General features: G+C 63.9%; 17 protein-coding genes. 15 read left to right on the top strand and 2 right to left on the bottom strand.

Annotation, left to right across the window (positions count from 1 at the left end; genetic code table 11):
* Positions 1 to 91: 91 nt before the first annotated feature.
* The 8 genes from V3388_RS08600 (at position 92) to pdxJ (ending at position 9076) form a co-directional block, all read left to right on the top strand.
* Positions 92 to 2818: a bifunctional diguanylate cyclase/phosphodiesterase gene (locus V3388_RS08600; RefSeq protein WP_336367117.1), complete on the top strand. Its 2727-nt coding sequence runs from the start codon at positions 92 to 94 to the stop codon at positions 2816 to 2818.
* Between the two features lie 141 nt (positions 2819 to 2959).
* Positions 2960 to 4762, top strand: a complete 1803-nt coding sequence (lepA, locus tag V3388_RS08595; RefSeq protein ID WP_336367116.1) for a translation elongation factor 4 — start codon at positions 2960 to 2962, stop codon at positions 4760 to 4762.
* 15 nt (positions 4763 to 4777) lie between these two features.
* Positions 4778 to 5557: a signal peptidase I gene (gene lepB / locus V3388_RS08590; protein WP_336367115.1), complete on the top strand. Its 780-nt coding sequence runs from the start codon at positions 4778 to 4780 to the stop codon at positions 5555 to 5557.
* A 32-nt stretch (positions 5558 to 5589) separates the two neighbouring features.
* The gene (locus tag V3388_RS08585) at positions 5590 to 5979 is read left to right on the top strand and encodes a DUF4845 domain-containing protein (RefSeq protein ID WP_336367114.1); all 390 of its coding nucleotides are present in this window, start codon (positions 5590 to 5592) and stop codon (positions 5977 to 5979) included.
* Positions 5976 to 6665, top strand: a complete 690-nt coding sequence (gene rnc, locus V3388_RS08580; protein WP_336367113.1) for a ribonuclease III — start codon at positions 5976 to 5978, stop codon at positions 6663 to 6665. Before V3388_RS08585 ends, rnc begins: the two co-directional genes overlap by 4 nt.
* Positions 6665 to 7582, top strand: a complete 918-nt coding sequence (gene era / locus V3388_RS08575) for a GTPase Era (RefSeq protein ID WP_336367112.1) — start codon at positions 6665 to 6667, stop codon at positions 7580 to 7582. Before rnc ends, era begins: the two co-directional genes overlap by 1 nt.
* Before the next feature lie 8 nt (positions 7583 to 7590).
* Positions 7591 to 8349 carry a DNA repair protein RecO gene (recO, locus tag V3388_RS08570; protein ID WP_336367111.1) on the top strand — a complete coding sequence of 253 codons (759 nt, stop codon included), beginning with the start codon at positions 7591 to 7593 and terminating at the stop codon, positions 8347 to 8349.
* On the top strand, positions 8339 to 9076 hold the full coding sequence (gene pdxJ, locus V3388_RS08565; protein WP_336367110.1) for a pyridoxine 5'-phosphate synthase: 738 nt from the start codon (positions 8339 to 8341) through the stop codon (positions 9074 to 9076). The genes recO and pdxJ overlap by 11 nt, the downstream gene beginning before the upstream one ends.
* Before the next feature lie 24 nt (positions 9077 to 9100).
* Here the strand turns inward: pdxJ and V3388_RS08560 are convergent, their stop codons facing one another.
* A complete protein-coding gene (locus tag V3388_RS08560; RefSeq protein ID WP_336367109.1) occupies positions 9101 to 11995 on the bottom strand; it encodes an ATP-binding protein in 2895 nt (964 codons plus the stop codon).
* Positions 11996 to 12177: 182 nt separating this feature from the next.
* Here V3388_RS08560 and cysM point away from each other — a divergent pair, with 182 nt between their 5' ends.
* From cysM to V3388_RS08535, 5 genes are all read left to right on the top strand, one after another.
* Positions 12178 to 13071, top strand: a complete 894-nt coding sequence (cysM, locus tag V3388_RS08555; RefSeq protein ID WP_336367108.1) for a cysteine synthase CysM — start codon at positions 12178 to 12180, stop codon at positions 13069 to 13071.
* Between the two features lie 27 nt (positions 13072 to 13098).
* A complete protein-coding gene (gene rlmD / locus V3388_RS08550; RefSeq protein ID WP_336367107.1) occupies positions 13099 to 14448 on the top strand; it encodes a 23S rRNA (uracil(1939)-C(5))-methyltransferase RlmD in 1350 nt (449 codons plus the stop codon).
* 56 nt (positions 14449 to 14504) lie between these two features.
* Positions 14505 to 16742: a GTP diphosphokinase gene (gene relA / locus V3388_RS08545; protein WP_336367106.1), complete on the top strand. Its 2238-nt coding sequence runs from the start codon at positions 14505 to 14507 to the stop codon at positions 16740 to 16742.
* Positions 16739 to 17605 (top strand): nucleoside triphosphate pyrophosphohydrolase, encoded by an 867-nt coding sequence (gene mazG, locus V3388_RS08540; RefSeq protein WP_336367105.1) that lies wholly within the window; start codon positions 16739 to 16741, stop codon positions 17603 to 17605. Before relA ends, mazG begins: the two co-directional genes overlap by 4 nt.
* Positions 17606 to 17729: 124 nt before the next feature.
* Positions 17730 to 18074 carry a pilin assembly protein gene (locus V3388_RS08535; protein ID WP_336367104.1) on the top strand — a complete coding sequence of 115 codons (345 nt, stop codon included), beginning with the start codon at positions 17730 to 17732 and terminating at the stop codon, positions 18072 to 18074.
* A 64-nt stretch (positions 18075 to 18138) separates the two neighbouring features.
* On the opposite strand, the gene V3388_RS08530 is transcribed toward V3388_RS08535, so the two are convergent.
* Positions 18139 to 18390 carry a hypothetical protein gene (locus tag V3388_RS08530; protein ID WP_336367103.1) on the bottom strand — a complete coding sequence of 84 codons (252 nt, stop codon included), beginning with the start codon at positions 18388 to 18390 and terminating at the stop codon, positions 18139 to 18141.
* Positions 18391 to 18496: 106 nt separating this feature from the next.
* On the opposite strand from V3388_RS08530, the gene ppc reads away from it, so the two are divergent.
* On the top strand, positions 18497 to 21142 hold the full coding sequence (gene ppc, locus V3388_RS08525; RefSeq protein ID WP_336367102.1) for a phosphoenolpyruvate carboxylase: 2646 nt from the start codon (positions 18497 to 18499) through the stop codon (positions 21140 to 21142).
* A gap of 46 nt (positions 21143 to 21188) precedes the next feature.
* Positions 21189 to 22571, top strand: a complete 1383-nt coding sequence (locus V3388_RS08520; RefSeq protein WP_336367101.1) for an HDOD domain-containing protein — start codon at positions 21189 to 21191, stop codon at positions 22569 to 22571.
* Positions 22572 to 22683 lie beyond the last annotated feature (112 nt).

The raw sequence follows: 22683 nt of genomic DNA, 5'->3' as shown, positions 1-22683 counted from the left end.
CCAAGGCCCCCGGGGTGCGCAGACACGCCGGGGGCCTTTTGCTATACTCCGCCGTCTACAATAACGACAGGTCAAGGACAGGACCGCCCCGATGATGGACAAGACGGAACTCTCCCTCTCCGAGCTGCTTCGGCCCCGCAACGGCTGGTCAGCCTGGCTCACGCTCCTGTTGGCACTGCTGGTGACGGTTCTGCTCTGGCAGGTCTCCATCCGGCTCGTCTCTGACCGTACCGAAGCCCGATTCAAAACCCAGTCCCTGCAACTGAAAACCGCGATTGAAGAACGCCTGCTCAACTACGAGCAGGTGCTGGCAGGCAGCGCAGGGCTGTTTTCCGTGGCTGGAGACGTCTCCCGCGAACAGTGGCGGGACTACATCACCAAGGTTGACCTGAACCGTTACTACCCCGGCATCCAGGGCATTGGTTTCGTTCGGCGAATTGACGTCCGGGATATGGCCGACCACATCGCGTCAGTGCGGGCCGAAGGCGTGCGACACTATCGGGTCAAACCTCTTGGCGCGGGACCGGATTACTATCCGATCGTGTATCTGGAGCCGGACACCGATCTCAACCGTCGGGCGCTGGGTTACAACGCGGTCAACGATCCGGTCCATCGCGTTGCCATGGAGCGGGCCCGGGACGAGGCTGAAGCCGCCATCACCGCCAAGGTGATTCTGGTTCAGGAGGAAGTGGACGAGGACCAGGCGAGCTTTCTGATGTACTACCCGGTTTTTCGGGGCGGCGACGTACCTGAGTTGAAAGCCGCGCGGCGGGTATTGCTCAACGGCTACGTGTTCAGCGCCTTTCGCATGAACAACCTGATCGACGGCATTGTCGGGCTGATTGCCCCGTTCCTGGATGTCCGAATCTACGACGGCAACGAAACCAGCCGGGAGCGCCTGATGTACGGCTCCAACCTCGGCTCCCTGGACAACGATTTCAGCTTTACCATGAGCCAGGTGCTGGAGCACGGTGGCCGGCAGTGGCTGATCCAGACCCGCTCGACCCCCGCGTTTGATTACCTGGCGTCAGACCCCCGACCGCCCATCGTCCTGGCCAGTGGCCTGGCCATCAGCCTGCTGATGTTCCTGTTTGTGCTGGCGCTGATTCGCTCCCGGCTCATGGCCCAGCGCACCGCCGGGCATTACCGTGCCATCACCGAAGGGGCCGCCAACGTAACCCTGGTTCTCGGCCGGGATGGCCGGGCCCGCTACGCCAGCCCGTCCAGCCAGGACATCCTGGGGTTCGATCCGGAACGGGTCCCAGACCTCGATCTGCAGCCCCTCGTGCACGGCGACGACTGGCCGTCCCTGCAACGGGGTTTCGAGGCTGCCCTGCGACAGCCGGGGGAACAACTGCCGATCCTGCACGCCCGCATCCGCGATGCGGACGGCCGATGGCGGGACATGGAGGGCTCGTTTACCGCCATGCTGGACGTGCCCGGCGTCAACGGCGTGGTGCTGAGCCTGCGGGATCTGACCCAGCTCAAGGCGGCGCAATCCGAGTTGCATCGCCTGGCGTTCTATGACCCCCTCACCGGGCTGGCGAACCGTCAGTTGTTCCGGGACCGTCTGGACGCCGTCGTGCGACGCTGCCGCCGCTCCGGCGAACCGGCAGCGTTGATGTTTCTGGACCTGGATGGTTTCAAGCGCATCAACGACACGCTGGGCCATGACGCCGGCGATGCGCTGTTGCAGCAGGTGGCCCAGTGGCTGAACGGCAGCGTCCGGGAGGACGATTCGGTGGCCCGCCTGGGAGGCGACGAATTCGTCGTGCTGCTGTCCCACGTCAGCGGCCCGGACGCGGCGGGGCAGGTGGCCGAGGCGCTGCTTCGACGGCTGTGCCAGCGCCTCCGGCTGAGTGATCACGACGTTGGAGTCACCGTCAGCATTGGCGTTACCTTGATTCCCCAGGACAGCGACGATCCCGGCACGTTGATGAAATACGCCGACCTGGCCATGTATCGGGCCAAGGATGCCGGCCGCAACACCTTCCGGTTTTTCACCCCGGCCATGAACATCAAGGCGGCGCGCAGGCTGCTGCAACAGGAGGAACTGGCGACTGCGGTTGATGAGGAGCGGTTTGTCCTGCACTACCAGCCAAAGGTGTGCCTTGAGACGCAGCGGGTGACCGGCGTAGAGGCGCTGCTGCGCTGGCACCATCCTGATCGTGGCCTGGTGTCGGCCCAGCAGTTCATCGGTCTCGCGGAGGAAACGGGGCTGATCGTGCGTATGGGGGAGTATGCCCTGCGCCAGGCCTGCATTCAGGTACAGGCCCTGGAACGGGCCGGATTCGACGCCCTGACCATGGCGGTTAACCTGTCCGTGCGGCAGATGATGGAACCGGGCTTTCTCGACCGGGTGCGCCGGATCATGACCGAAACCGGCGTCAGTCCGGATCGCCTCGAGCTGGAGCTGCCAGCGGCCCTGCTCAACGAAGAACCACGCGCCGTGCGGGAGCTGCTGGTCGCCCTGAGTGACCTCGGGGTGCGGCTGATCCTGGACGATTTCGGCACCAGCGCCTGTTCGCTGGTGACCCTGCGGCAGCTGCCGCTGGATGTGATCAAGATTGACCACGGCTTCATCCGGGACATTCCCTACAACGTCAGCGCCACCGATGTGGCCTCTGCCGTGCTGGCACTTGCCCGCGAGCTGCACCTGACGGTGGTGGCCGAAGGCGTGGAGACCACCCAGCAACTGAACTTCCTGACGTCCGCCGGCTGCACCCTGTGCCAGGGCAACCTGTTCAGCTACCCGCTCGACGAGGATGCGCTGATTGGCTTCCTGATCCGGCAGTACGAGAAACCGCTGATTTCCTGATGGGCCGGTTTTCCGAGGGCTCCGGGCGCCGTACGGTCATGGCAATGGCGCCCGGTTACCGGTAAAATCACGCCGTCCCCGGATCCCGGCTGCGGTTTCTCCGGGCTCGATCCTTCGTCAATCTGTGAGTACTCATCGTCTGTGACTGAACTGAGCCGAATCCGTAACTTCTCCATCATCGCCCACATTGATCACGGCAAGTCGACCCTCGCGGATCGTTTCATCCAGATCTGTGGCGGCCTGTCGGACCGGGAAATGGCCGAACAGGTGCTGGATTCCATGGACCTGGAACGCGAGCGAGGCATTACCATCAAGGCCCAGAGCGTCACTCTCCACTACACCGCCCGGGACGGGCAGACCTACAAACTGAATTTCATCGACACACCGGGTCACGTGGATTTTTCCTATGAGGTATCCCGGTCCCTTTACGCCTGTGAGGGCGCGCTGCTGGTGGTGGATGCGGGGCAGGGCGTTGAAGCCCAGTCCGTGGCCAACTGCTACACCGCCATCGAACAGGGCCTGGAAGTGGTGCCGGTCCTGAACAAGATGGACCTGCCCCAGGCCGAGCCGGAGCGGGTGGCCGCGGAGATCGAGGACATCATCGGCATTGAGGCCGGTGACGCGGTACGCTGCAGCGCCAAAAGCGGCATGGGTGTGGAAGACGTTCTTGAGGACCTGATCCGCAGGATCCCGCCCCCCAAGGGCGACCGGGACGCGCCTTTGCAAGCGCTGATCATCGATTCCTGGTTCGATAATTACCTGGGCGTGGTCTCTCTTGTGCGGGTGACCGAGGGCACCCTGCGTAAGGGTGACAAAATCGTGATCAAATCCACCAAGAAAGCCTGGAACGCGGACAAGGTGGGTATTTTCAATCCCAAGCCCACCGACACCGACATTCTGGAAGCCGGCGACGTTGGCTTTGTGGTGGCCGGCATCAAGGACATCCACGGTGCGCCGGTGGGCGACACCATCGTGCATCAGAAGTTTGCCGACCAGACGCCGATGTTGCCGGGTTTCAAGAAGGTCAAACCCCAGGTCTACGCCGGTCTGTTCCCGGTCAGCGCGGACGACTATGACGACTTCCGGGACGCTCTCGAAAAGCTGACCCTGAACGACGCCTCGCTGTTCTTCGAGCCGGAGAACTCGGACGCCCTGGGCTTTGGCTTCCGCTGCGGCTTTCTCGGCATGCTGCACATGGAAATCATCCAGGAGCGGCTGGAGCGGGAATACGACATTGACCTGATCACCACCGCGCCCACCGTGATCTACGAGGTGGTCACCAAGCGCGGTGAGACGGTGTCCGTGGACAACCCGTCCCGCCTGCCGGACATTGGTTCCATCGAGGAAATGCGCGAGCCGATTGTCGAGGCCAATATCCTGGTGCCCCAGGAGCACCTGGGCAACGTGATTGCCCTGTGTGAGGAAAAGCGCGGCGTTCAGAAGAACATGCACTTCATGTCCACCCAGGTGCAGTTGACCTATGAGCTGCCCATGGCCGAGGTGGTCATGGACTTTTTCGACCGCATCAAGTCCGCCAGCCGCGGCTTTGCCTCGCTGGATTACCATTTCGTCCGGTTCCAGGCGGCCAACCTCGTGCGTCTTGACGTGCTGATCAACGGCGACCGGATTGACGCCCTCGCGCTGATCGTGCACCGGGACCAGGCTCATTATCGGGGCCGTGCGCTGATCGAGAAGATGAAAGAACTGATCCCCCGACAGATGTTTGATATTGCCATCCAGGCGGCCATTGGCAACCAGGTGGTGTCCCGGGTCACGGTCAAGGCGCTTCGCAAGAACGTCACGGCCAAGTGCTACGGTGGCGACGTCAGCCGTAAGAAAAAGCTGCTGCAGAAGCAGAAGGAAGGCAAGAAGCGGATGAAGCAGCTGGGCAACGTGGAAGTGCCCCAGGAAGCGTTCCTGGCCGTTCTACAAGTCGACAAATAAACAGAAGGCGTCCGGATGGATATTGATTTTCCCCTGATTCTGGTGGTGCTCACCCTGGCCACCGGCCTGATTTGGCTGGCCGACAGGCTGTTCCTGAGAAAGCGCCGGCTGGCGGACGCAGACACCGGGGGCGACGCCGGAGACGAGGCACCCAAAGAGCCCTATCTGGTAGACCTGAGCCGTTCCTTCTTCCCGGTATTGCTGGTGGTGCTGGTGCTTCGCTCGTTCGTGGTGGAGCCGTTCCAGATCCCGTCCGGTTCCATGCTGCCTACCCTGGAAGTGGGCGATTTCATCCTCGTCAACAAATTCGCCTACGGCCTGCGCCTGCCGGTGCTGGGCACCAAGGTGGTGCCGGTGGGCGAGCCCCAGCGGGGGGATGTGATGGTGTTCCGCTACCCCAAGGATGGCGAGACCAATTACATCAAGCGGGTGATTGGCCTGCCCGGTGACCACATCCGGTACCAGGACAAGCAGCTGTTCATCAACGGCGAGAAAATCGACACCACTTTTATCGCCCGCATGCCGCCGGTGGAGCTTCGGGAAGAGCACCTGGGCACCGTCGACCACGACATTTACCTGAACCTGGCGGTGGATGGCCGCAGCGGTGAGGGGGAATGGGTTGTGCCCGAGGGCGAGTATTTCATGATGGGTGACAACCGGGACAACAGCAACGACAGCCGTTACTGGGGATTCGTGCCCGAGAAAATGATCGTGGGCAAGGCCTTCGCGATCTGGATGCACTGGAAATCCCTCACGTCCCTGCCATCCTTTGATCGGGTGGGCGGCATTCAATGAGCGGCCTGGACAGGAATCGGGAGACAGGAAGCATGATGAGACTTGAACAGGCCACTCTGGCCGGCCAGCGCGGTGCGTCGGCAATCACAACCCTGGTGATGGTGCTGTTCTTTGGCGCCCTGCTGACCCTGGTGCTCAAGCTCGGGCCGGTCTACCTGGACGACCTGACCATCCAGGAAGCGCTCGAGAGCCTCGACGGCACCGAGGGGCTATCACAGATGGGGCCCGCCGAAGTGCGCACGCTGATCAACAAGCGCCTGAGCGTGAACAACGTGCGCGGCTTTGATGCCAAGAACATCACCGTCGAGACCAACGACGACCGTGTCACCGTTCGGGTCGACTACGAGGTCCGCAACAACCTGTTCAGCAACGTGGACACCGTGGTCCACTTCAAGCACGAATACGAGATGAAGGGCAAGTGAGTTCTCAACCCGACCTGGATCAGCTACAGCGGCGCATCGGGTATACCTTTGCGTCGCCGGACCGACTGCTGCTGGCGCTCACCCATCGGAGCTTTGGCAACCAGAACAACGAGCGCCTGGAGTTTCTCGGTGATTCCATCGTCAACATGGTGATCGCCGAATATCTGTACGAGCATTTCGAGAAGGCCCGGGAAGGGCAGCTCAGCCGGCTGCGGGCTCGCATGGTCAAGGGGGTCACCCTGGCCGAGATTGGCCGCGAATTCGATCTGGGGCGCTACCTGCGCCTCGGCTCCGGGGAGCTCAAGAGCGGTGGCTACCGGCGGGATTCCATTCTGGCGGATGCGGTGGAATCCATTATCGGCGCCATCTATCTGGACAGCGATTTCGATACCTGCCGTGCCCAGGTGCTGCGCTGGTTTGAACGCCGCCTTGAGAACCTGGATCTTCAGGACACCCAGAAAGACCCGAAAACCCGGCTCCAGGAATACCTGCAGTCGCGCCAGTTTCCCCTGCCGCGCTACGATGTGATTTCCGTGGACGGCGAGGCCCACAACCAGACCTTTCACGTCTCGTGCGCGCTACCCTCGCTGGATCGTAAAACCACCGGTACCGGCAGCAGCCGCCGGATCGCCGAACAACAGGCCGCCCGCCAGGCATTGCGGGATCTGGGCGTGGAGACTCCCTGATGAACGACATAACCCGCCCCGATGATCCCAACAGCCGCTGCGGCTTTGTCGCCATTGTTGGCCGCCCCAACGTGGGCAAGTCTACGCTGCTGAACCACCTGCTGGGGCAGAAACTGAGCATCACCTCGCGCAAGCCCCAGACCACCCGGCACCAGGTGCTGGGCATCAAGACCGAGGGGCCGGTTCAGGCCATCTACGTGGACACCCCGGGCATGCACGAGGATGAGCCCCGGGCCCTGAACCGCTACATGAACAAGGCCGCCACCTCCGCCCTGATTGGGGTAGACGTGGTGGTGTTCGTGGTGGACCGGACGATCTGGACCGAGGCCGACGAACTGGTGCTGGAAAAGCTGTCGCGCCTGGAATGCCCGGTGATCCTGGCCATCAACAAGGTCGACAAGATCGAGCGCCGGGATGAGCTGCTGCCTCACCTGGACGCGCTCTCCAAAAAGCGGTCGTTCGCCGAGATCATTCCGCTGTCGGCGCTGAAAGAGACCAATCTGGCACCCCTGGAAGAGGCCGTCGGCCGCTATCTGCCCCAGAGCGTGCATTTCTACCCCGACGACCAGATCACCGATCGCAGCGAGCGGTTTATGGCGGCGGAAATGGTCCGGGAGAAAATCACCCGCCAGCTCGGGGCAGAACTGCCCTATTCGGTGGCGGTGGAGATCGAGCAGTTCCGTACCGAAGGCAAGGTGCTGCACATCGCTGCGCTGATCCTGGTGGAGCGGGAAGGCCAGAAGAAAATTCTCATCGGTGATAAAGGCGAGCGCCTGCGCCGCATTGGCCAGGAATCCCGGCTGGATATGGAGCGGCTGTTTGGCAGCAAGGTGATGCTCAAGCTCTGGGTCAAGGTCAAGCGCGGCTGGGCCGACAGTGACCGGGCCCTGCGCAGCCTGGGCATGAACGACCACTGAGGCCAGCGATGAGCGGGCCAGAGCACCAGGAACCGGCCTACGTGCTGCACCGTCGTGCGTACCAGGAGCACGGCCTGATGGTGGATTTGTTGACCCTGAACCACGGCCGAATCACGGTCGTGGCCCGGGGCGCCAACCGGCCCCGCAGCCCGCTCAAGGCCCAGCTGCAGCCCTTCCAGCCCCTGCTTGTGGACTGGACTGGCCGCAGCGATCTGAAAACCCTGACCCAGACCGAAACCCGCTCCGGCCCCAGACTGGCCCGAACCGAGGCGCTGTACAGCGGTCTTTACCTGAACGAACTGTTGCAGCGCCTGCTGCCGGTGGCGGACCCGTACCCAACGGTCTTTGCCGCCTACCTCCAGGCGCTGGAATCCCTGGCGGGCGTTGAGGCCCTGGAGCCGGTGCTGCGCCGCTTCGAGCAGGCCCTCGCCAATGCCCTCGGCTACGGCTTTCCGTGGGATCGCACCTCCGACACCGATGCTGCGATCGAGCCGGCCGGGCGCTACTGTTACGATCCGCAGGAGGGCCTGTTGGCCCGGGCCAGCGAACACACCCGGCTGCGGGACCTTCCGGGGGATGCCCTGCTGGCCATTGCCGCGGGCAACCTCGAGGATCCCGATGCCCGGCTGACCGCCAAACGGGTCATGCGGGTGCTGGTGGACTTCCTGTTGCAGGGGCGTCCGCTCAACAGTCGCCACCTCTTCATGCATCTGCGGGGTGATGCCCCGGGACGCGAATCCGATCAAGGAGAATCCCATGAGCTCTAGAGTGTTGCTTGGCGTCAACATCGACCACGTGGCCACCCTTCGGCAGGCCCGGGGTACCCGTTATCCGGACCCGGTGCAAGCCGCGCTGCTGGCGGAAGAGGCCGGGGCGGACGGTATTACCCTGCATCCCCGGGAAGATCGCCGGCACATCCAGGATCGGGACGTGCTGTTGTTGAAGGAAGTGCTGCAGACCCGGATGAATCTGGAAATGGCGGTGACCGACGCCATGCTCGCGTTCGCCGAGCAGGTGCGCCCGGAGTGCGTCTGCCTGGTGCCCGAGAAGCGGGAAGAGCTGACCACCGAAGGCGGCCTGGACGTGGAAGGGCAGGAGGCTCGGGTGGCCCGGGCCTGCGAGCGGCTTGCGGCCATTGGCGCCGAGGTGTCCCTGTTCATTGATCCGGACCCGGCCCAGATTGACGCCGCGGTTCGCTGTGGCGCACCGGTGATTGAATTGCACACGGGGGAGTACGCCGAGGCGCAAACCCCGGCGGACGTGGAGGCATCGTTCGAGGTGCTGCGCAAGGCGGTGGAGCACGCTCGCCGGCGGGGGCTGACGGTCAACGCCGGCCACGGCCTGAACTACCACAACACCGAACGGGTGGCCGCCCTTCCCGGCATCAACGAGCTCAACATCGGGCACGCCATCATCGCCCGTGCGGTATTCACCGGCCTCAAACAGGCGGTGGCGGATATGCGGGCGATCCTGGACAACGCCCGCCGGGGCTGAGTTTACCGCGCCGACGCTGGCCCCTCAATGGGCTGGGGTGCCTGGCGCCCGGGCCCGGAACAGGGCCTGCCAGTCGGTTCGCTCGCTCCAGCCCTGAAGCCGCTCCAGGGCCGCGATGAGTTCATCCTTGTGAGCCTCGGTATCCGCCGATTGTCGTTTCAGGGCGGTTTCCATCTGGTTCGCCGCCGTGCGCAGTTCCGGCACACCGCAGTAGCGGGTGGCGCCGTGGAGCTTGTGCACGCATTCCAGCAGGGCGTTCAGGTCCTGCTGTTCCCAGAGCGACCGAATCTGGGCCAGGTCCGCCGGTAGCTGTTCAATCAGCATGCTGAACAGTTCTTCCGCCAGGTCCGCCTTGCCTGCCGCCAGCTCGATGCTTTCCTCCACGCTGACGCAGTCCCGCTGCAACGTCCGGGTTGAAGGGCGAACCGGACGACGGGCCAGGCCGTTGTCCCACGTACGTTCTTCCAGCGCTGGCCGGTTCAGGCGCTCGGGCTGGTCCGTCCGCTCAAACCCCGTAAATTCCCGGACAATGGACACCAGTTCGCTGCTGCTGATGGGTTTGCCCATATAGCCGTCAAAGCCCTGGCGGGCCAGACGCTCCTGCTCGTCGGCGAGGGCGTGGGCGGTCAGGGCGATGATGGTGGGGCGGCGCTGGCCCTCGGTGTCCAGCTCCCGCAGCCGCGCGGTGGTTTCCACGCCGTCCATACCCGGCATCTGCAGGTCCATGAAAATGAGGTCAAACCGGCGCTGGCGGGCCTTGCTCAGCGCCTCAAACCCGCTGGCCGCGCTCTCGGCATCCACCTGGCAGTCCTGCAGCAGGGTCATCACCAGCTTCAGGTTAGCGTCGTTGTCGTCCACCGCCAGCACCCGGGGCACCGGCTGGTTGCGCAGCACCGGCCGCGGCATCGGGCTCTGGCTGTCGGCCGGGTGGGGCGTCCGGATGCCGTGGACCAGCAGCACCAGCTCGTCATAAAGCGCGTCCCGGCACACCGGTTTGGCCAGGTGGCCGCTGACCTGGCTGAAAATGGCCGGGTCCTGAGCCTCCAGAGTGGGGGCGAGCAGCAGGGTGCGGCAGTCCTGCTCAATCTCCAGGGTGCGCACCAGGCTGCTGTAGTGGCTGGAGTGGACCAGGTGCCGGGTGATGCCCACCATCGCCACCGCGTACCCGGCCTGGCTCTTCTGGGCTTCCTCCACCTGCTCCTGCATGGCGCCGGGGGACGACACCCGGTCCACGACCATGCCCCAGTCCCGGAGCATGTGTTCCACCGCCAGTCCAGTGGTTTTCTGGTGTTCCAGGTACAGCACTCGCTCGCCCCGAAGGGCGTCCCTGGGTGGCGTGCCTTCCTGGGCCGATGCCAGTTCCGTGGTCAGGGTGAACCAGAAGGTGGAGCCCCGTCCCAGCTCACTCTCCAGGCCAATGGTGCCGCCCATTTCTTCCACCAGACGCTTGGATATCGCCAGGCCCAGGCCGGTGCCGCCATACTGTCGGGCCGTTGAGGCATCGGCTTGGCTGAAGGCGTTGAACAGGGATTGCTGCTGGGCCCGGGACAGGCCAACGCCGGAATCAGTGATGCTGATACGCAGGGTGACTCGGTTCTGCTCGGTATTCTCGTCCTCCAGGCTCGCCCGCAGCACCACCTCGCCGGTCTGGGTGAACTTGATGGCGTTGTTCACCAGGTTGGTGATGATCTGCTTGACCCGCAGCGGGTCCCCCATCACGTTGTCCGGCACGTCTGAATACACCAGGGGCGCCAGATCCAGGTTCTTGGCGTGGGCCGCCGGCGCCAGCATCACCATGACTTCCTCGATGATATCCCGGAGCTGGAACGGAATCCGGTCGAGGATCAGTTTGCCCGCCTCGATCTTCGAGAAATCGAGAATGTCATTGATGATGGTCAGCAGGATTTCTGAGGATTTTCGGATGGTGCTCAGGTGGTCCCGTTGCTGGCGGGGCAGCTGGCTCTTCAGCAGTAGGTCCGTAAAGCCGATGATGCCGTTCAGGGGCGTGCGGATCTCGTGGGACATGTTGGCCAGGAACTCGGACTTGATGCGGCTCGCTTCCAACGCTTCCTTGCGGGCGAAGTCCAGTTCGATGTTCTGGATTTCGATGGTCTCCAGGGTTTCCCGAAGATCCTCCGTGGCCTGGTCAATGTTCTGCTGCATGTCTGCCTGGGCCTTGCTCAGGGCTGCCGCCATGTCGTTCAGGCCAGATTCCAGCTGTTCAAACTCGGGGCCGGCTTCGGTATGCACCCGGGTGTCGAGCCGCCCCTCCTTGAACTTGGCCACGGCGGCGTTCAGGTCGAAAATCGGGTCGGTAAAGGCCCGGCTCAGGCGCAGGGCAATGGCCAGGCTCACCAGCACGCCCCCCAGCACCATGAGCAGGGAGATGAACATGGCCTTGTAGGTCTCTTTCTCGGTGCGGACGTGGGACATCTCCACGGACACCCAGCCAAGGGGGTCTTTCTGGCTTGCCTGATGGTTTCGGAACTCCGGATCGAGCATGGTCTCGATCATCAGGTCCTGGAGATACACCGGCGTGACGAAACGGGTGCTGTCGTTGTTGGTCACCCGCACCGCCTCGTCCCGGGGCAGGGTATCTCCGGTGAGTGCTTCGCTGCTGCCCGGGCCGGTGTGAAGCAGGCGCTGGCCGTTGCTGCCATAGAAGGTAATGGAGCGGACGTCCCGCTCCTCGAGGAGGGCGTTGGACAGGTTGCTCAGCAGGGAGCGATTGGTGGTGAACAGGCCGTACTCGGCGCCGGCGGCGAGCTGGCGTGACAGGGATTCACCCCGGTCCCGGAGCAGTTGCTCGATGTTGGTCACCCAGCTGTAGGTGAAAAACAGCCCGAGAATCACCGTGGTGAGCAGGGTGGGGACCAGCGTCACCACCAGAACTTTTTTACGAATACCCCAGCGCCGCATACGATAGGTCCGTGCTGTGTGCGTCTATGCCCACCGGGGATGTCGTTGGGTAGGCCACCCGTGCCCCGAGGAATCCGGGGATGATATAGCCCCCCGTCATGGATATAGCGAGAAGCCGTATTGGGATGCTGCGGCTATAACGCGTATTATTCTGCCCCAAAAGTGTACCACAGGGTCCTGATATGCATTTTCCTACCATTGAAGATTATGTGGGCCATACGCCCCTGGTCCGCCTTCAGCGCTTGCCCGGTCAAACCAGCAACCTGGTGCTGGCGAAACTGGAAGGGAACAACCCGGCCGGCTCGGTCAAGGATCGCCCGGCCCTGAGCATGATCCAGGAAGCCGAGCGTCGGGGAGACATTCGCCCCGGTGACACGCTGATCGAGGCCACCAGTGGCAACACTGGCATTGCGCTGGCCATGGCCGCGGCCATCAAGGGATACCGCATGGTGCTGATCATGCCGGAGAACATGAGTGAGGAACGGCGGGCGTCCATGCGGGCCTACGGCGCGCAGATCGTCACGGTGACCCAGGCTGAGGGCATGGAAACCGCCCGGGACCTGGCGTTGAAAATGCAGGCGGAAGGTCGGGGCACGGTGCTGGACCAGTTCAGCAACCCGGACAATCCCCTGGCCCACTACCGCACCACCGGCCCGGAAATCTGGGAACAGACCGGCGGCCGGGTCACCCATTTTGTCAGTTCCATGGGGACCACTGGCACGATCATGGGGGTGTCCCGTTACCTCAAAGAGCGCAACCCGGACGTGCAGATTGTCGGGCTCCAGCCGAAAGAGGGTGCATCCATTCCGGGCATTCGCCGCTGGCCTGAGGCGTACCTGCCGAAAATTTACGATGCCACCCGGGTGGACCAGGTGATCGACATTGGCCAGGACGAGGCGGAGCACACCATGCGCGCGCTGGCCTCGGAAGAAGGCCTCTTCTGCGGGGTCTCCTCGGGCGGTTCCATCGCAGCGGCCCTTGACCTGTCCCGCCAGGTTGAAAACGCGGTGATTGTGGCCATCATTTGTGACCGAGGCGACCGGTACCTTTCCACCGGCGTGTTCCCCGGGGCCTGATTCCCGGGCTTTACCTAGAGATCGATTATGAGTAGACGACGCAGGAAGCCCCTGCCGCAGGAACCGATGCGTTGCGAGATTGTTGCCCTGAGCCACGACGGCCGGGGCATTGCCCGCAACAACGGCAAGACCGGATTCGTGGACGGCGCGCTGCCGGGCGAGACGGTGATGGCCAAGGTGGTGTCCACCCGCAGCAAGTTTGACGAACTGCGAACCCTCGAGGTTCTGGCGCCGGTGGCCGAGCGCCAGACGCCGCCCTGCGAATACGCCGACCTGTGCGGGGGCTGCAGCCTTCAGCACATGGATGGGGATGCCCAGATCCGGTTCAAGGAAAACACCCTGCGGGAGCACTTTGCCCATTTCGGGGGCATTGAGCCTGAGCACTGGGAGCCGCCGCTTCGCTCTGAGGCGAGCCTGGGGTACCGCCGCAAGGCCCGCCTCGGGGTTCGTTACGTCAAGGCCCGGGAGTCCGTGCTGGTGGGGTTCCGGGAGAAACGCAACAGTTTCCTGGCGGACATTGATCACTGCGCCGTGCTCGATCCCCGCATCGGCGAGCGCATCCGGCCGCTTCGGGACCTGCTCCACGGGCTGGAAGCCTATGACCGCATTGCCCAGGTGGAAGTCGCCTGCGGCGATGACGTTGCGGTGATGGTGTTCCGGAACCTGGACCCTCTCTCCGACTGTGACCGGGACAAGCTGATCGCCTTTGGTCAGGCCCACGACTTGCATATCTATCTGCAGCCGAAAGGCCCGGACACGGTGCACCGGATCTGGCCGGCGTCCGATGGCCCCGCCAGCGAACGGCTCAGCTACCGCCAGCCGGCGTTTGACCTGACGTTCCAGTACCACCCGATGGACTTTACCCAGGTGAATGCGGGCCTGAACCGGGACATGGTCGCCCGGGCGGTGGACTGGCTGGACCCGCAGCCCGATGAGCGAGTGCTGGACCTGTTTTGTGGCCTGGGCAACTTTACCCTACCGCTGGCCCGCAAGGCCGGCCAGGTGGTGGGCGTGGAAGGGGACGACGCCATGGTGGTCCGGGGCCGGGAAAACGCGGCGCTCAACGGCATCGACAACGTGGCCTTCCACGGCGCCGACCTGCACGGGGACTTCACCGGCCAGGCCTGGGCCCGGGAAGGCTTCGACAAGATTCTGATTGACCCGCCCCGGTCCGGGGCGGAAGAGGTGTGCCGATACCTGACGGCGTTCGGCGCCCGCAGGATTGTGTACGTTTCCTGCAACCCCGCCACCCTGGCCCGTGATGCCGGCGTGATGGTGCAGAACGGTTATCGGTTGGTGCGCGCTGGTGTGATGGACATGTTCCCCCACACCACCCACGTGGAGTCCATCGCTCTGTTTGAGCGCGCCGACGCCTGACCGCCTGGTGCCGGTCAGGGATGGCCGCCACCCGCAACAGGAAGAACAAGATCGTTATGGTGAAAGTACGGGAAGATTACGCGGTCACCGGGACCGGTGAAGTCGATATCGAGAAGTGCGTCGAACTGATCGCCGGGCAGACCCACCTCGAGGACGTGGACCAGTTCCGGCGCGCCTGCGAGAAAGCCGCCCGCATCGATTTGCAGGCGTTCCGGGAGGATCGCCTGTGGGCGCCCGGTGCCAGCAGTTTCCGCACCGGCATTGAAATGGCCCAGGTGCTTGCGGAACTGCACCTGGACCAGGCCAGCCTGGTGGCGGCGGTGCTGTACCGCGCCGTTCGGGAGGAACGGGTACCCCTGGAGGAGATCCGGAAGGAATTCGGCGACGAAGTGACGGCGCTGATTCAGGGCGTCCTGCAGATGGCTGCCATTTCCTCTGTTCACCATCCGCTAAAGGGCAACGTGCTGGGCCAGAGTGAAGGCCAGCTCGACAACGTCCGTAAGATGCTGGTCACCATGATCGACGATGTCCGGGTGGCTCTGATCAAGCTGGCGGAACGCACCTGCGCCATTCGCGCGGTCAAGAACGCGCCGGAAGAAAAACGGCTGCGGGTGGCCCGGGAAGTGTTCGACATCTATGCCCCGCTGGCCCACCGCCTTGGCATCGGCCACATCAAGTGGGAGCTGGAAGACCTGTCGTTCCGGTACCTTCACGAAACCGCCTACAAGAAAATCGCCAAGCTGCTGGATGAAAAGCGCCTGGACCGGGAAAGCTACATCCAGCGGGTAATCGCCAGCCTGCAGGCGGAGCTGAAGGACGCGGGCATTGAAGGCGAGCTGTCCGGCCGGGCCAAGCACATCTACAGCATCTGGCGGAAGATGCGCCGCAAGGGCATCGATTTTTCCCAGGTCTACGACGTGCGTGCCGTACGCATCCTGGTGCCGGAAGTGCGGGATTGCTATGCCGCCCTCGGCATTGTCCACACGCTCTGGCGGCACATCCCGAACGAGTTCGACGATTACATCGCCAACCCCAAGGAAAATGGCTACCAGTCCCTGCACACCGCCGTGATCGGCCCGGAAGGCAAGGTCATGGAGGTACAGATCCGCACCCACAAGATGCACGCCGAAGCGGAACTGGGGGTCTGCGCCCACTGGCTGTACAAGGGCACCGACCGCAACAACAAGTCCACCGGCTACGAGGCCAAGATCAACTGGCTGCGGCAGGTGCTTGAGTGGCAGGAAGAGCTGGGGGACCTGTCCGGGCTGGCGGATCATCTGAAATCCGACGTGGCCTCGGACCGGGTGTACGTGTTCACCCCCGAAGGCCATGTTGTGGATCTGCCTCAGGGCGCCACGGCGGTGGATTTTGCCTACCGGGTGCACACCGAAATTGGCCACGCCTGCCGGGGTGCCCGGGTCAACAACCGGATAGTGCCGCTGACGTATCCGCTGAAGACCGGCGACCAGGTATTTATTCTCACCTCCAACAACCCGGCGCCGAGCCGGGACTGGCTGAACCCGAGCCTGGGCTACATCCAGACCTCCCGGGCCCGGGCCAAGGTCACCCACTGGTTCAAGCAGCAGGACCGGGGCCGCAACATCATCGACGGCCGGGCCATCCTGGAGGACGAGTTCAAGAGGCTGTCGCTGTACGACGTGGACCTGGATGAGCTGGCCCGTAAGGTCAACTACCCGGGGGCCGAGGACATGTTCGCGGCGGTGGGCGCCGGCGATTTGCGCCCGACCCACGTGGCTAACGTGGCCCAGCAGATGCTCGAGCCTCGCAGCGAACAGCTTGACCTCAAGCTCACCGCCCAGCGCAAAAAGCCCTACGACACCGAAACGGATATCCAGATCCGCGGCGTCGGCAAGCTCAAGACCCAGGTGGCGGGTTGCTGCAAGCCGCTGCCGGGCGACCCCATCGGCGGGTACATCACGGTCGGTCGGGGCGTCACCGTGCACCGCCAGGACTGCCTGACCTTCCTGCACCTGCGGGAGTACGAGCCCAACCGCATCATTGAGGTCAGTTGGGGTGGCCAGCCGGCGGCGGTGTACCCGGTGGAGGTGGAAATCGAGGCCTATGACCGGTCCGGCCTGCTGCGGGACATCACCCAGGTGCTGTCGGCGTCCAAGAGCGACGTACTGGCCCTGAACACCCTCAGTAACAAGGATGACAACACCGCCACCATGACCGTGACGGTGGAAATCTCTAGCCTGGACCAATTGGCCCGGTTGCTGGCCCAGATCCGGAACCTGCCGAACATCATCGACGTGAGGCGAAAGCGCGGATGAGCTACACCATCGACGACCTGAAGACCCTGATGGCCCGGCTGCGGGATCCGGAGATTGGGTGCCCGTGGGATACGAAGCAGACCTACAAGACCATCGTCCCCCACACCCTGGAGGAAGCCTATGAGGTGGCTGACGCCATTGAGCGGGAGGATTTTCCGCACCTCAAGGACGAATTGGGGGACCTGCTGTTCCAGGTCATCTTCTACACCCAACTGGGTCGGGAAGACGGCTATTTTGATTTTGACGGCGTGGTGGACCATCTCGTTCACAAGTTGGTGCGACGCCACCCCCACGTGTTTCCCGAGGGCACGCTCGAGAGTCGGATTGATCCGGACAACCGGCCGTCCGAAGCCTGGATCAAGGAAAGCTGGGAGCGGATCAAAGCCGAGGAGCGGGCCGAGAAGGCGGCGCAGCCGACCGCGGCTGCCGATGCCCCGGACAGTCGTCTTGACGGCATTGCCCGGACCCTGCCCGCGATGGCCCGGGCAGAAAAGTTGCAGCGCCGCGCCGCCCGGCATGGGTTCGACTGGCCGGACATCGCGCCGGTATTTGACAAGCTGCATGAGGAAATCGACGAGCTGAAGGCCGCCTGCGCGGCAGTGGGCACGGGTGAGGGCAGCGAGGACGACGTGGAAGACGAGTTGGGGGACGTGTTGTTTGCCTGCGTCAACCTGGCCCGCTTCCTGCGCCAGAACCCGGAGCAGGCGCTCAAACGCACCAACCACAAGTTTGAGCAGCGGTTCCGCGCCATAGAGGCCCATCTGGCGGCCGAGGGCCGGGATATGGATGAAGAAAGCCTGGAGGCGCTGGACGCCATCTGGCAGTCGGTCAAGGGCGTCGAGAAATCCCCGCCAGGCCGCTAACCGCGGGGGTTCCGGTAGGTACAATCCGTTACCAATTTTCTGGCCCCCGATGCGGGGGCTTCGTCTACACTTCGGGTATCGGACGCACCGATTGCCAGCGAGAAGATGCAGGAGTGAAGGCACTATGAAAATCAAGGATCTGGTCAACTACTGGGACAAGCACGCACGGGGCCGGGTCACCCGGGATCCGTACTTCATGGCGTTGTCCGACCAGCATCACAAGCGGCTGGAGAAACTGGCGGCCCTTTACCCGATGAAGTCGCCCCAGGACCTCATGCGCGACCTGATTTCCGCTGCCCTGGACGAACTCGAAACCAGTTTCCCCTACGAGCAGGGCACCAAGGTGGTGGCCTACGATGAGGACGGTTTTGAGATTTACGAAGACCAGGGTCTGACGCCGAAGTTCATCAGCCTTAGCCAGAAGCACATCCAGCGCCTCAAGGCACGGCAGCTCGAGTCCGTCGCCTGACGCAAAACGGGCCGCGCCGGTTGTTCCGGCGCGGCCCGTTTGTTTTACCTTCCCCCAGGGCGTTTCAGCCCTGATCAGATCCCTGTCTGTCCCGCTTCTCCAGGCGATCCTTGATCGGCGACTGGCGAACCAGATCGTCCAGCGCCGCCGCGATCATGTCATTCAGAATGTCCGCCTCGGAACGGTCCGGGTAGAGTTCCGCCAGGGCTGACACCCGCGCCGCATCTTCCAGCGGCAACCGCAGGTTGTAATCGTGGGTTCGCTCGACAGGCTGCTTTTTCTGCGCCCAGTGTTTGGGCAGGTCGGTCACTTTCATGGAAACTCCTTGCGGCCATGGTCGCAGGGCGCGACGATAGACTTTCTCAATCAAATCTTAGTATCGTAAGTTTCCTTCGTCTCCGTCAATTCAAAAGGACGTTAATGTGACTGAGCTACATCCCGACCTGCGTGAAAACGTACGGCTTCTCGGTGAACTGCTGGGCCAGAACATCCGCCACACCCCCGGCCAACGATGCTTTGACCTGATTGAGGAAATCCGCGCTGCCGCCAAGGCCGATCGCCGGCAGGAAAGCGGTTCCGGCCAGCGCCTGGTCAACCTGCTGGGCAAGCTCGACGACAGCGAGCTGCTGCCGGTCACCCGCGCTTTCAACCAGTTCCTGAATCTGGCCAACCTGGCCGAGCAGTACCACGGTATCCGCCGCAAGCGCGGCCACCAGTCCGATTTGATGGTGGAGTCCCTGGGGGAGGTCTTCAGCCGCCTGAAAGCCGGCAACGTTTCCCCGGAGGAGCTGCATCGCCGGGTCGCGGACCTGCGCATCGAGTTCGTGCTGACCGCGCACCCCACGGAAGTGGCCCGCCGCACCCTGATCATGAAGTACGACGACATGTCCGAATGCCTGGCGGCCCTCGACCACGACGATCTGATGCCCGCCGAACGGGAGCAGATCGTTGAGCGGCTGTCGCGCCTGGTGGCGGAAGCCTGGCACACCGACGAAATTCGCCATGAGCGGCCCACGGCGGTGGACGAGGCCAAGTGGGGCTTTGCGGTGATTGAGAACAGCCTCTGGCAGGCGTTGCCGGACTTCCTGCGCAGCCTGGACCATTCTCTGGAAGAGGCGACGGGTAAAGGGTTGCCGGTGGACGCCGCACCCATCCGCATCGCTTCCTGGATGGGGGGGGACCGGGACGGCAACCCGAACGTGACCCATGAGGTGACTCGTAAAGTCTTTTTGTTGGGCCGCTGGATGGCGGCTGACCTTTTCCTGCGGGACATTCAGGCGCTGCGGGCGGAACTCTCCATGTGGCAGGCCAGCGAGGAGCTGCGCGGGCAGGTCGGCGACAGCCGCGAGCCCTACCGCCAGATCCTCGGTGACCTGCGTGACCGGCTTATCCGGACCCGAGACTGGGCCGAAGCCAGCGTGAACGGTGAGGGCGGTGACGCACGGGGCATCCTGTTTGAAAACCAGGACCTGACCGGCCCGCTGGAGCTGTGCTACCGCTCCCTGGTGGCCTGTGGCCTCGAGAGCATCGCCAACGGGCCCCTGCTCGATACCCTGCGCCGTGCCCATACGTTTGGTCTGCCTCTGATCCGCCTGGACATCCGCCAGGAGGCGTCCCGCCACGCCGAGGCGGTGGCGGAAATGGTCAGTTTCCTGGAACTGGGCGACTACCTGAGCTGGTCCGAGGCCGAGCGCCAGGCATTCCTGGTGAAAGAGCTGCAGAGCCGGCGGCCGCTGGTGCCCAGGAACTGGGCGCCCTCGGAGGCCGTGGCCGAGGTGCTGGCCACCTGCGAAGTGGTCGCGCGCCAGACCCCGGAAGCTCTGGGCTCCTACGTGATCTCCATGGCCAGCAAGCCGTCCGACGTGCTGAGCGTGATCCTGCTGCTGCGAGAGGCCGGCATGGCGTTCCCGATGCGGGTGGTGCCGCTGTTTGAGACCCTGGACGACCTGACCGGCGCGCCGGACGCCATGAAAGCGCTGTTCGAGGTGCCCTGGTACCGGGACTACTGTCAGGGCCGTCAGGAAGTGATGATCGGCTATTCGGACTCGTCCAAGGACGCCGGCCAGTTGATGGCCGCCTGGGCCCAGTACCAGGCCCAGGAGGCGCTGACCCGTGTGGCCGGTGATTACGGCGTGCACCTGACCCTGTTCCACGGCCGGGGCGGCACCGTCGGTCGTGGTGGTGGTCCCGCCAACCGAGCGATTCTGTCCCAGCCCCCTGGCTCAGTGAACGGCAGCTTCCGCATCACCGAGCAGGGCGAGATGATCCGCTTCAAGTTCGGTCTACCGAGGCTGGCGGTCCAGAGCCTGACGCTCTACACCACCGCGGTGATCGAGGCCACCCTGGCGCCGCCCCCCAAACCGGAGCCTGCTTGGCGCGAGGCCATGGACTGGTTGACCGGCCATTCCCTGGCGGGCTATCGGGCGGTGGTTCGGGAGAATCCGGACTTTGTCCCGTACTTCCGGCAGGTGACACCGGAACAGGCCCTGGGCAAGCTCGCCCTGGGCAGCCGTCCGGCACGTCGCAAAGCCTCCGGCGGCGTGGAAAGCTTGCGGGCGATTCCGTGGATTTTCGCCTGGACCCAGATGCGCCTGATGCTGCCAAGCTGGCTGGGCAGCGACGTGGCGCTCGAGGAAGCGGCGAAAGCGCAGAAGCTGCCGCTACTGAGAGAAATGATGGCCGGCTGGCCGTTCTTCCGCACGTATGTCGACATGCTGGAAATGGTGCTGGCCAAGGCGGACCTGCGCATTGCCGCCTATTACGAGGATACGCTGGTGGATGATGGCCCGCTGCGGGACCTGGGGCGCAGCCTGCGGGCGCGACTGGGGCAATGCATCGAGCGGCTGCTGGAACTGAAGGAACAGAACGAGCTGCTGGAGCACGAGCCGGTGTTTGCCCACTCCATGCGGGTACGAAACCCGTACACCGACCCGTTGCACTACCTGCAGGCGGAACTGCTCAAGCGGGACCGCGCCGGGGAAGGTAAGGGCGTGGTGCCCGAGGAAGTTGAGCGGGCGCTTAAAGTCACCATGGCGGGCATCTCCGCCGGCATGCGCAACACCGGCTAAGCCCGGCATCGGCAGCACGGTCTTGGCAACAGACAGGAGCGTTATTGTGGCAGCGGCGTTACCGATAGCCCCGACGCTGGAGGCGTTTCTCCAGCGCAAGGGGTTGGCTTGGGAGGTGCGTTCCATCGAGTCGGCCCCGTCGCTGGAAGCCGCGATGATGGCATCCGGTTATCCCCAGACTCAGTGTCTGGAAGCCAACCTGATGGTGGATATCCAGGGTGTGGTCATGGTGGTCCACCGGTTTGACGCTGCGCTGGACCCGGATGCCCTGGCCCAGCTTACCGGTCGCCGCCTGCAGCCCCTGAGCGGCCAGCAGTCAGCCCGCCTGATGCCGGAATGCGATCCGGATTTCACCCCGCCCCTGGGTGCGGCCTTCGATATGCCGGTGCTGCTGGATGCCGACGTGGCCGACCTGGACCCGGTGGTATTCTCCGGTGGCCGGTCTGGTGGCGTGGTCGTGATGTCTGGCCGGGACTTCCGGCTGGCCATGGCGGGGGCTCGCAAGGGGCACCTGGTGATTCGCGGCCCAGGCCGGGCCGGGCGCAAGGCGCTCAGTCTCGAGGAAGTGGCCGACCGGCTACAGAAGCTGTACCGCCTGCCGCCGATGCCGGCCCTGGCTCTGCGCATCCTGCGCCTGACCGCCAACAGCGAGGCGACTGCCCGGGAATTGTCCGAGCTGATCGAGCTGGACCCGAGCCTGACCGCGCAGATCATGCGCTATGCCCGCTCCGCGCTGTTCCACTATCCGGGGCAGATCAACACCGTGCAGGACGCCGTCACCCGGGTGCTGGGCTTCGACCGCGTGGCCCACATTGCCTTGGGTATCGCCTCTGTGCGGGCGTTCGATGTGCCACGAAATGGCCCGCTGGGCCTCGATGCGTTCTGGCGACACTCGCTTTACTGCGCCTTTATGTGCCAGGCCCTCGCGAAGCCATTGAGTATCGACAAGGGCCTGGCCTATCTGTGCGGCCTGCTGCACAACTTCGGCCTGCTGCTGGTGGGCCACCTGTTCCCCGCCGAGTTCGAGGAGCTCAACCAGCTCCGGGACAGTAACCCGGACGCCAGCCTGCACTCGCTGGAACAGCAGGTGTTCGGCCGGGAAGATCCGGACGGCATTCTGTCGGTCGGGCACGGTGCCATCGGCGGCATCCTGCATCGCCTCTGGCAACTGCCGGACCCGGTTATCAAGGCGGCCGGCCTGCACCAGCATGCCGGCTACCAGGGAGACGGGGAGCGGTTCGTGCTGATGGTCCAACTGGCCAATGCGCTGCTCAAGGAGCGTGGCATCGGCGACGAGCTGAACGCCGACGATGTCCCCGGCCTGGTCCGGGCTCTGCAGCTCTCCCCGGACGTTCTGGTATCCCTCAACGAGGAAACTGACCGGGTCGCGCCCGATCTGGACAGCCTCGCCCTCTCCCTGGCATCGTAGCGCCAGCGCGATCTCCCCGAGCCGATCAGACGGAGGTCGACTTTCTCTGGAGCACCCGAGTTCGTATAATGCGCCCTCGGCGTTGGCCCCTCGTGGTGCCCGCCGCCGTTGT

Origin of the sequence: Marinobacter sp. C2H3 (assembly GCF_037080155.1) — a bacterium.
GTDB lineage: Bacteria > Pseudomonadota > Gammaproteobacteria > Pseudomonadales > Oleiphilaceae > Marinobacter.
Note: the sequence above shows the minus strand (reverse complement) of the source record. Positions and strands in the feature narration are given on the sequence as shown.

What these genes read in the sequence shown, in the direction of transcription:
- V3388_RS08600 (WP_336367117.1), top strand. Translation starts at nt 92, where the DNA reads ATGATGGACAAGACGGAACTCTCCCTCTCCGAGCTGCTTCGGCCCCGC.
- lepB (WP_336367115.1), top strand. Translation starts at nt 4,778, where the DNA reads ATGGATATTGATTTTCCCCTGATTCTGGTGGTGCTCACCCTGGCCACC.
- V3388_RS08585 (WP_336367114.1), top strand. Translation starts at nt 5,590, where the DNA reads ATGATGAGACTTGAACAGGCCACTCTGGCCGGCCAGCGCGGTGCGTCG.
- era (WP_336367112.1), top strand. Translation starts at nt 6,665, where the DNA reads ATGAACGACATAACCCGCCCCGATGATCCCAACAGCCGCTGCGGCTTT.
- recO (WP_336367111.1), top strand. Translation starts at nt 7,591, where the DNA reads ATGAGCGGGCCAGAGCACCAGGAACCGGCCTACGTGCTGCACCGTCGT.
- pdxJ (WP_336367110.1), top strand. Translation starts at nt 8,339, where the DNA reads ATGAGCTCTAGAGTGTTGCTTGGCGTCAACATCGACCACGTGGCCACC.
- V3388_RS08560 (WP_336367109.1), bottom strand. Translation starts at nt 11,995, where the DNA reads ATGCGGCGCTGGGGTATTCGTAAAAAAGTTCTGGTGGTGACGCTGGTC.
- cysM (WP_336367108.1), top strand. Translation starts at nt 12,178, where the DNA reads ATGCATTTTCCTACCATTGAAGATTATGTGGGCCATACGCCCCTGGTC.
- rlmD (WP_336367107.1), top strand. Translation starts at nt 13,099, where the DNA reads ATGAGTAGACGACGCAGGAAGCCCCTGCCGCAGGAACCGATGCGTTGC.
- relA (WP_336367106.1), top strand. Translation starts at nt 14,505, where the DNA reads ATGGTGAAAGTACGGGAAGATTACGCGGTCACCGGGACCGGTGAAGTC.
- mazG (WP_336367105.1), top strand. Translation starts at nt 16,739, where the DNA reads ATGAGCTACACCATCGACGACCTGAAGACCCTGATGGCCCGGCTGCGG.
- V3388_RS08535 (WP_336367104.1), top strand. Translation starts at nt 17,730, where the DNA reads ATGAAAATCAAGGATCTGGTCAACTACTGGGACAAGCACGCACGGGGC.
- V3388_RS08530 (WP_336367103.1), bottom strand. Translation starts at nt 18,390, where the DNA reads ATGAAAGTGACCGACCTGCCCAAACACTGGGCGCAGAAAAAGCAGCCT.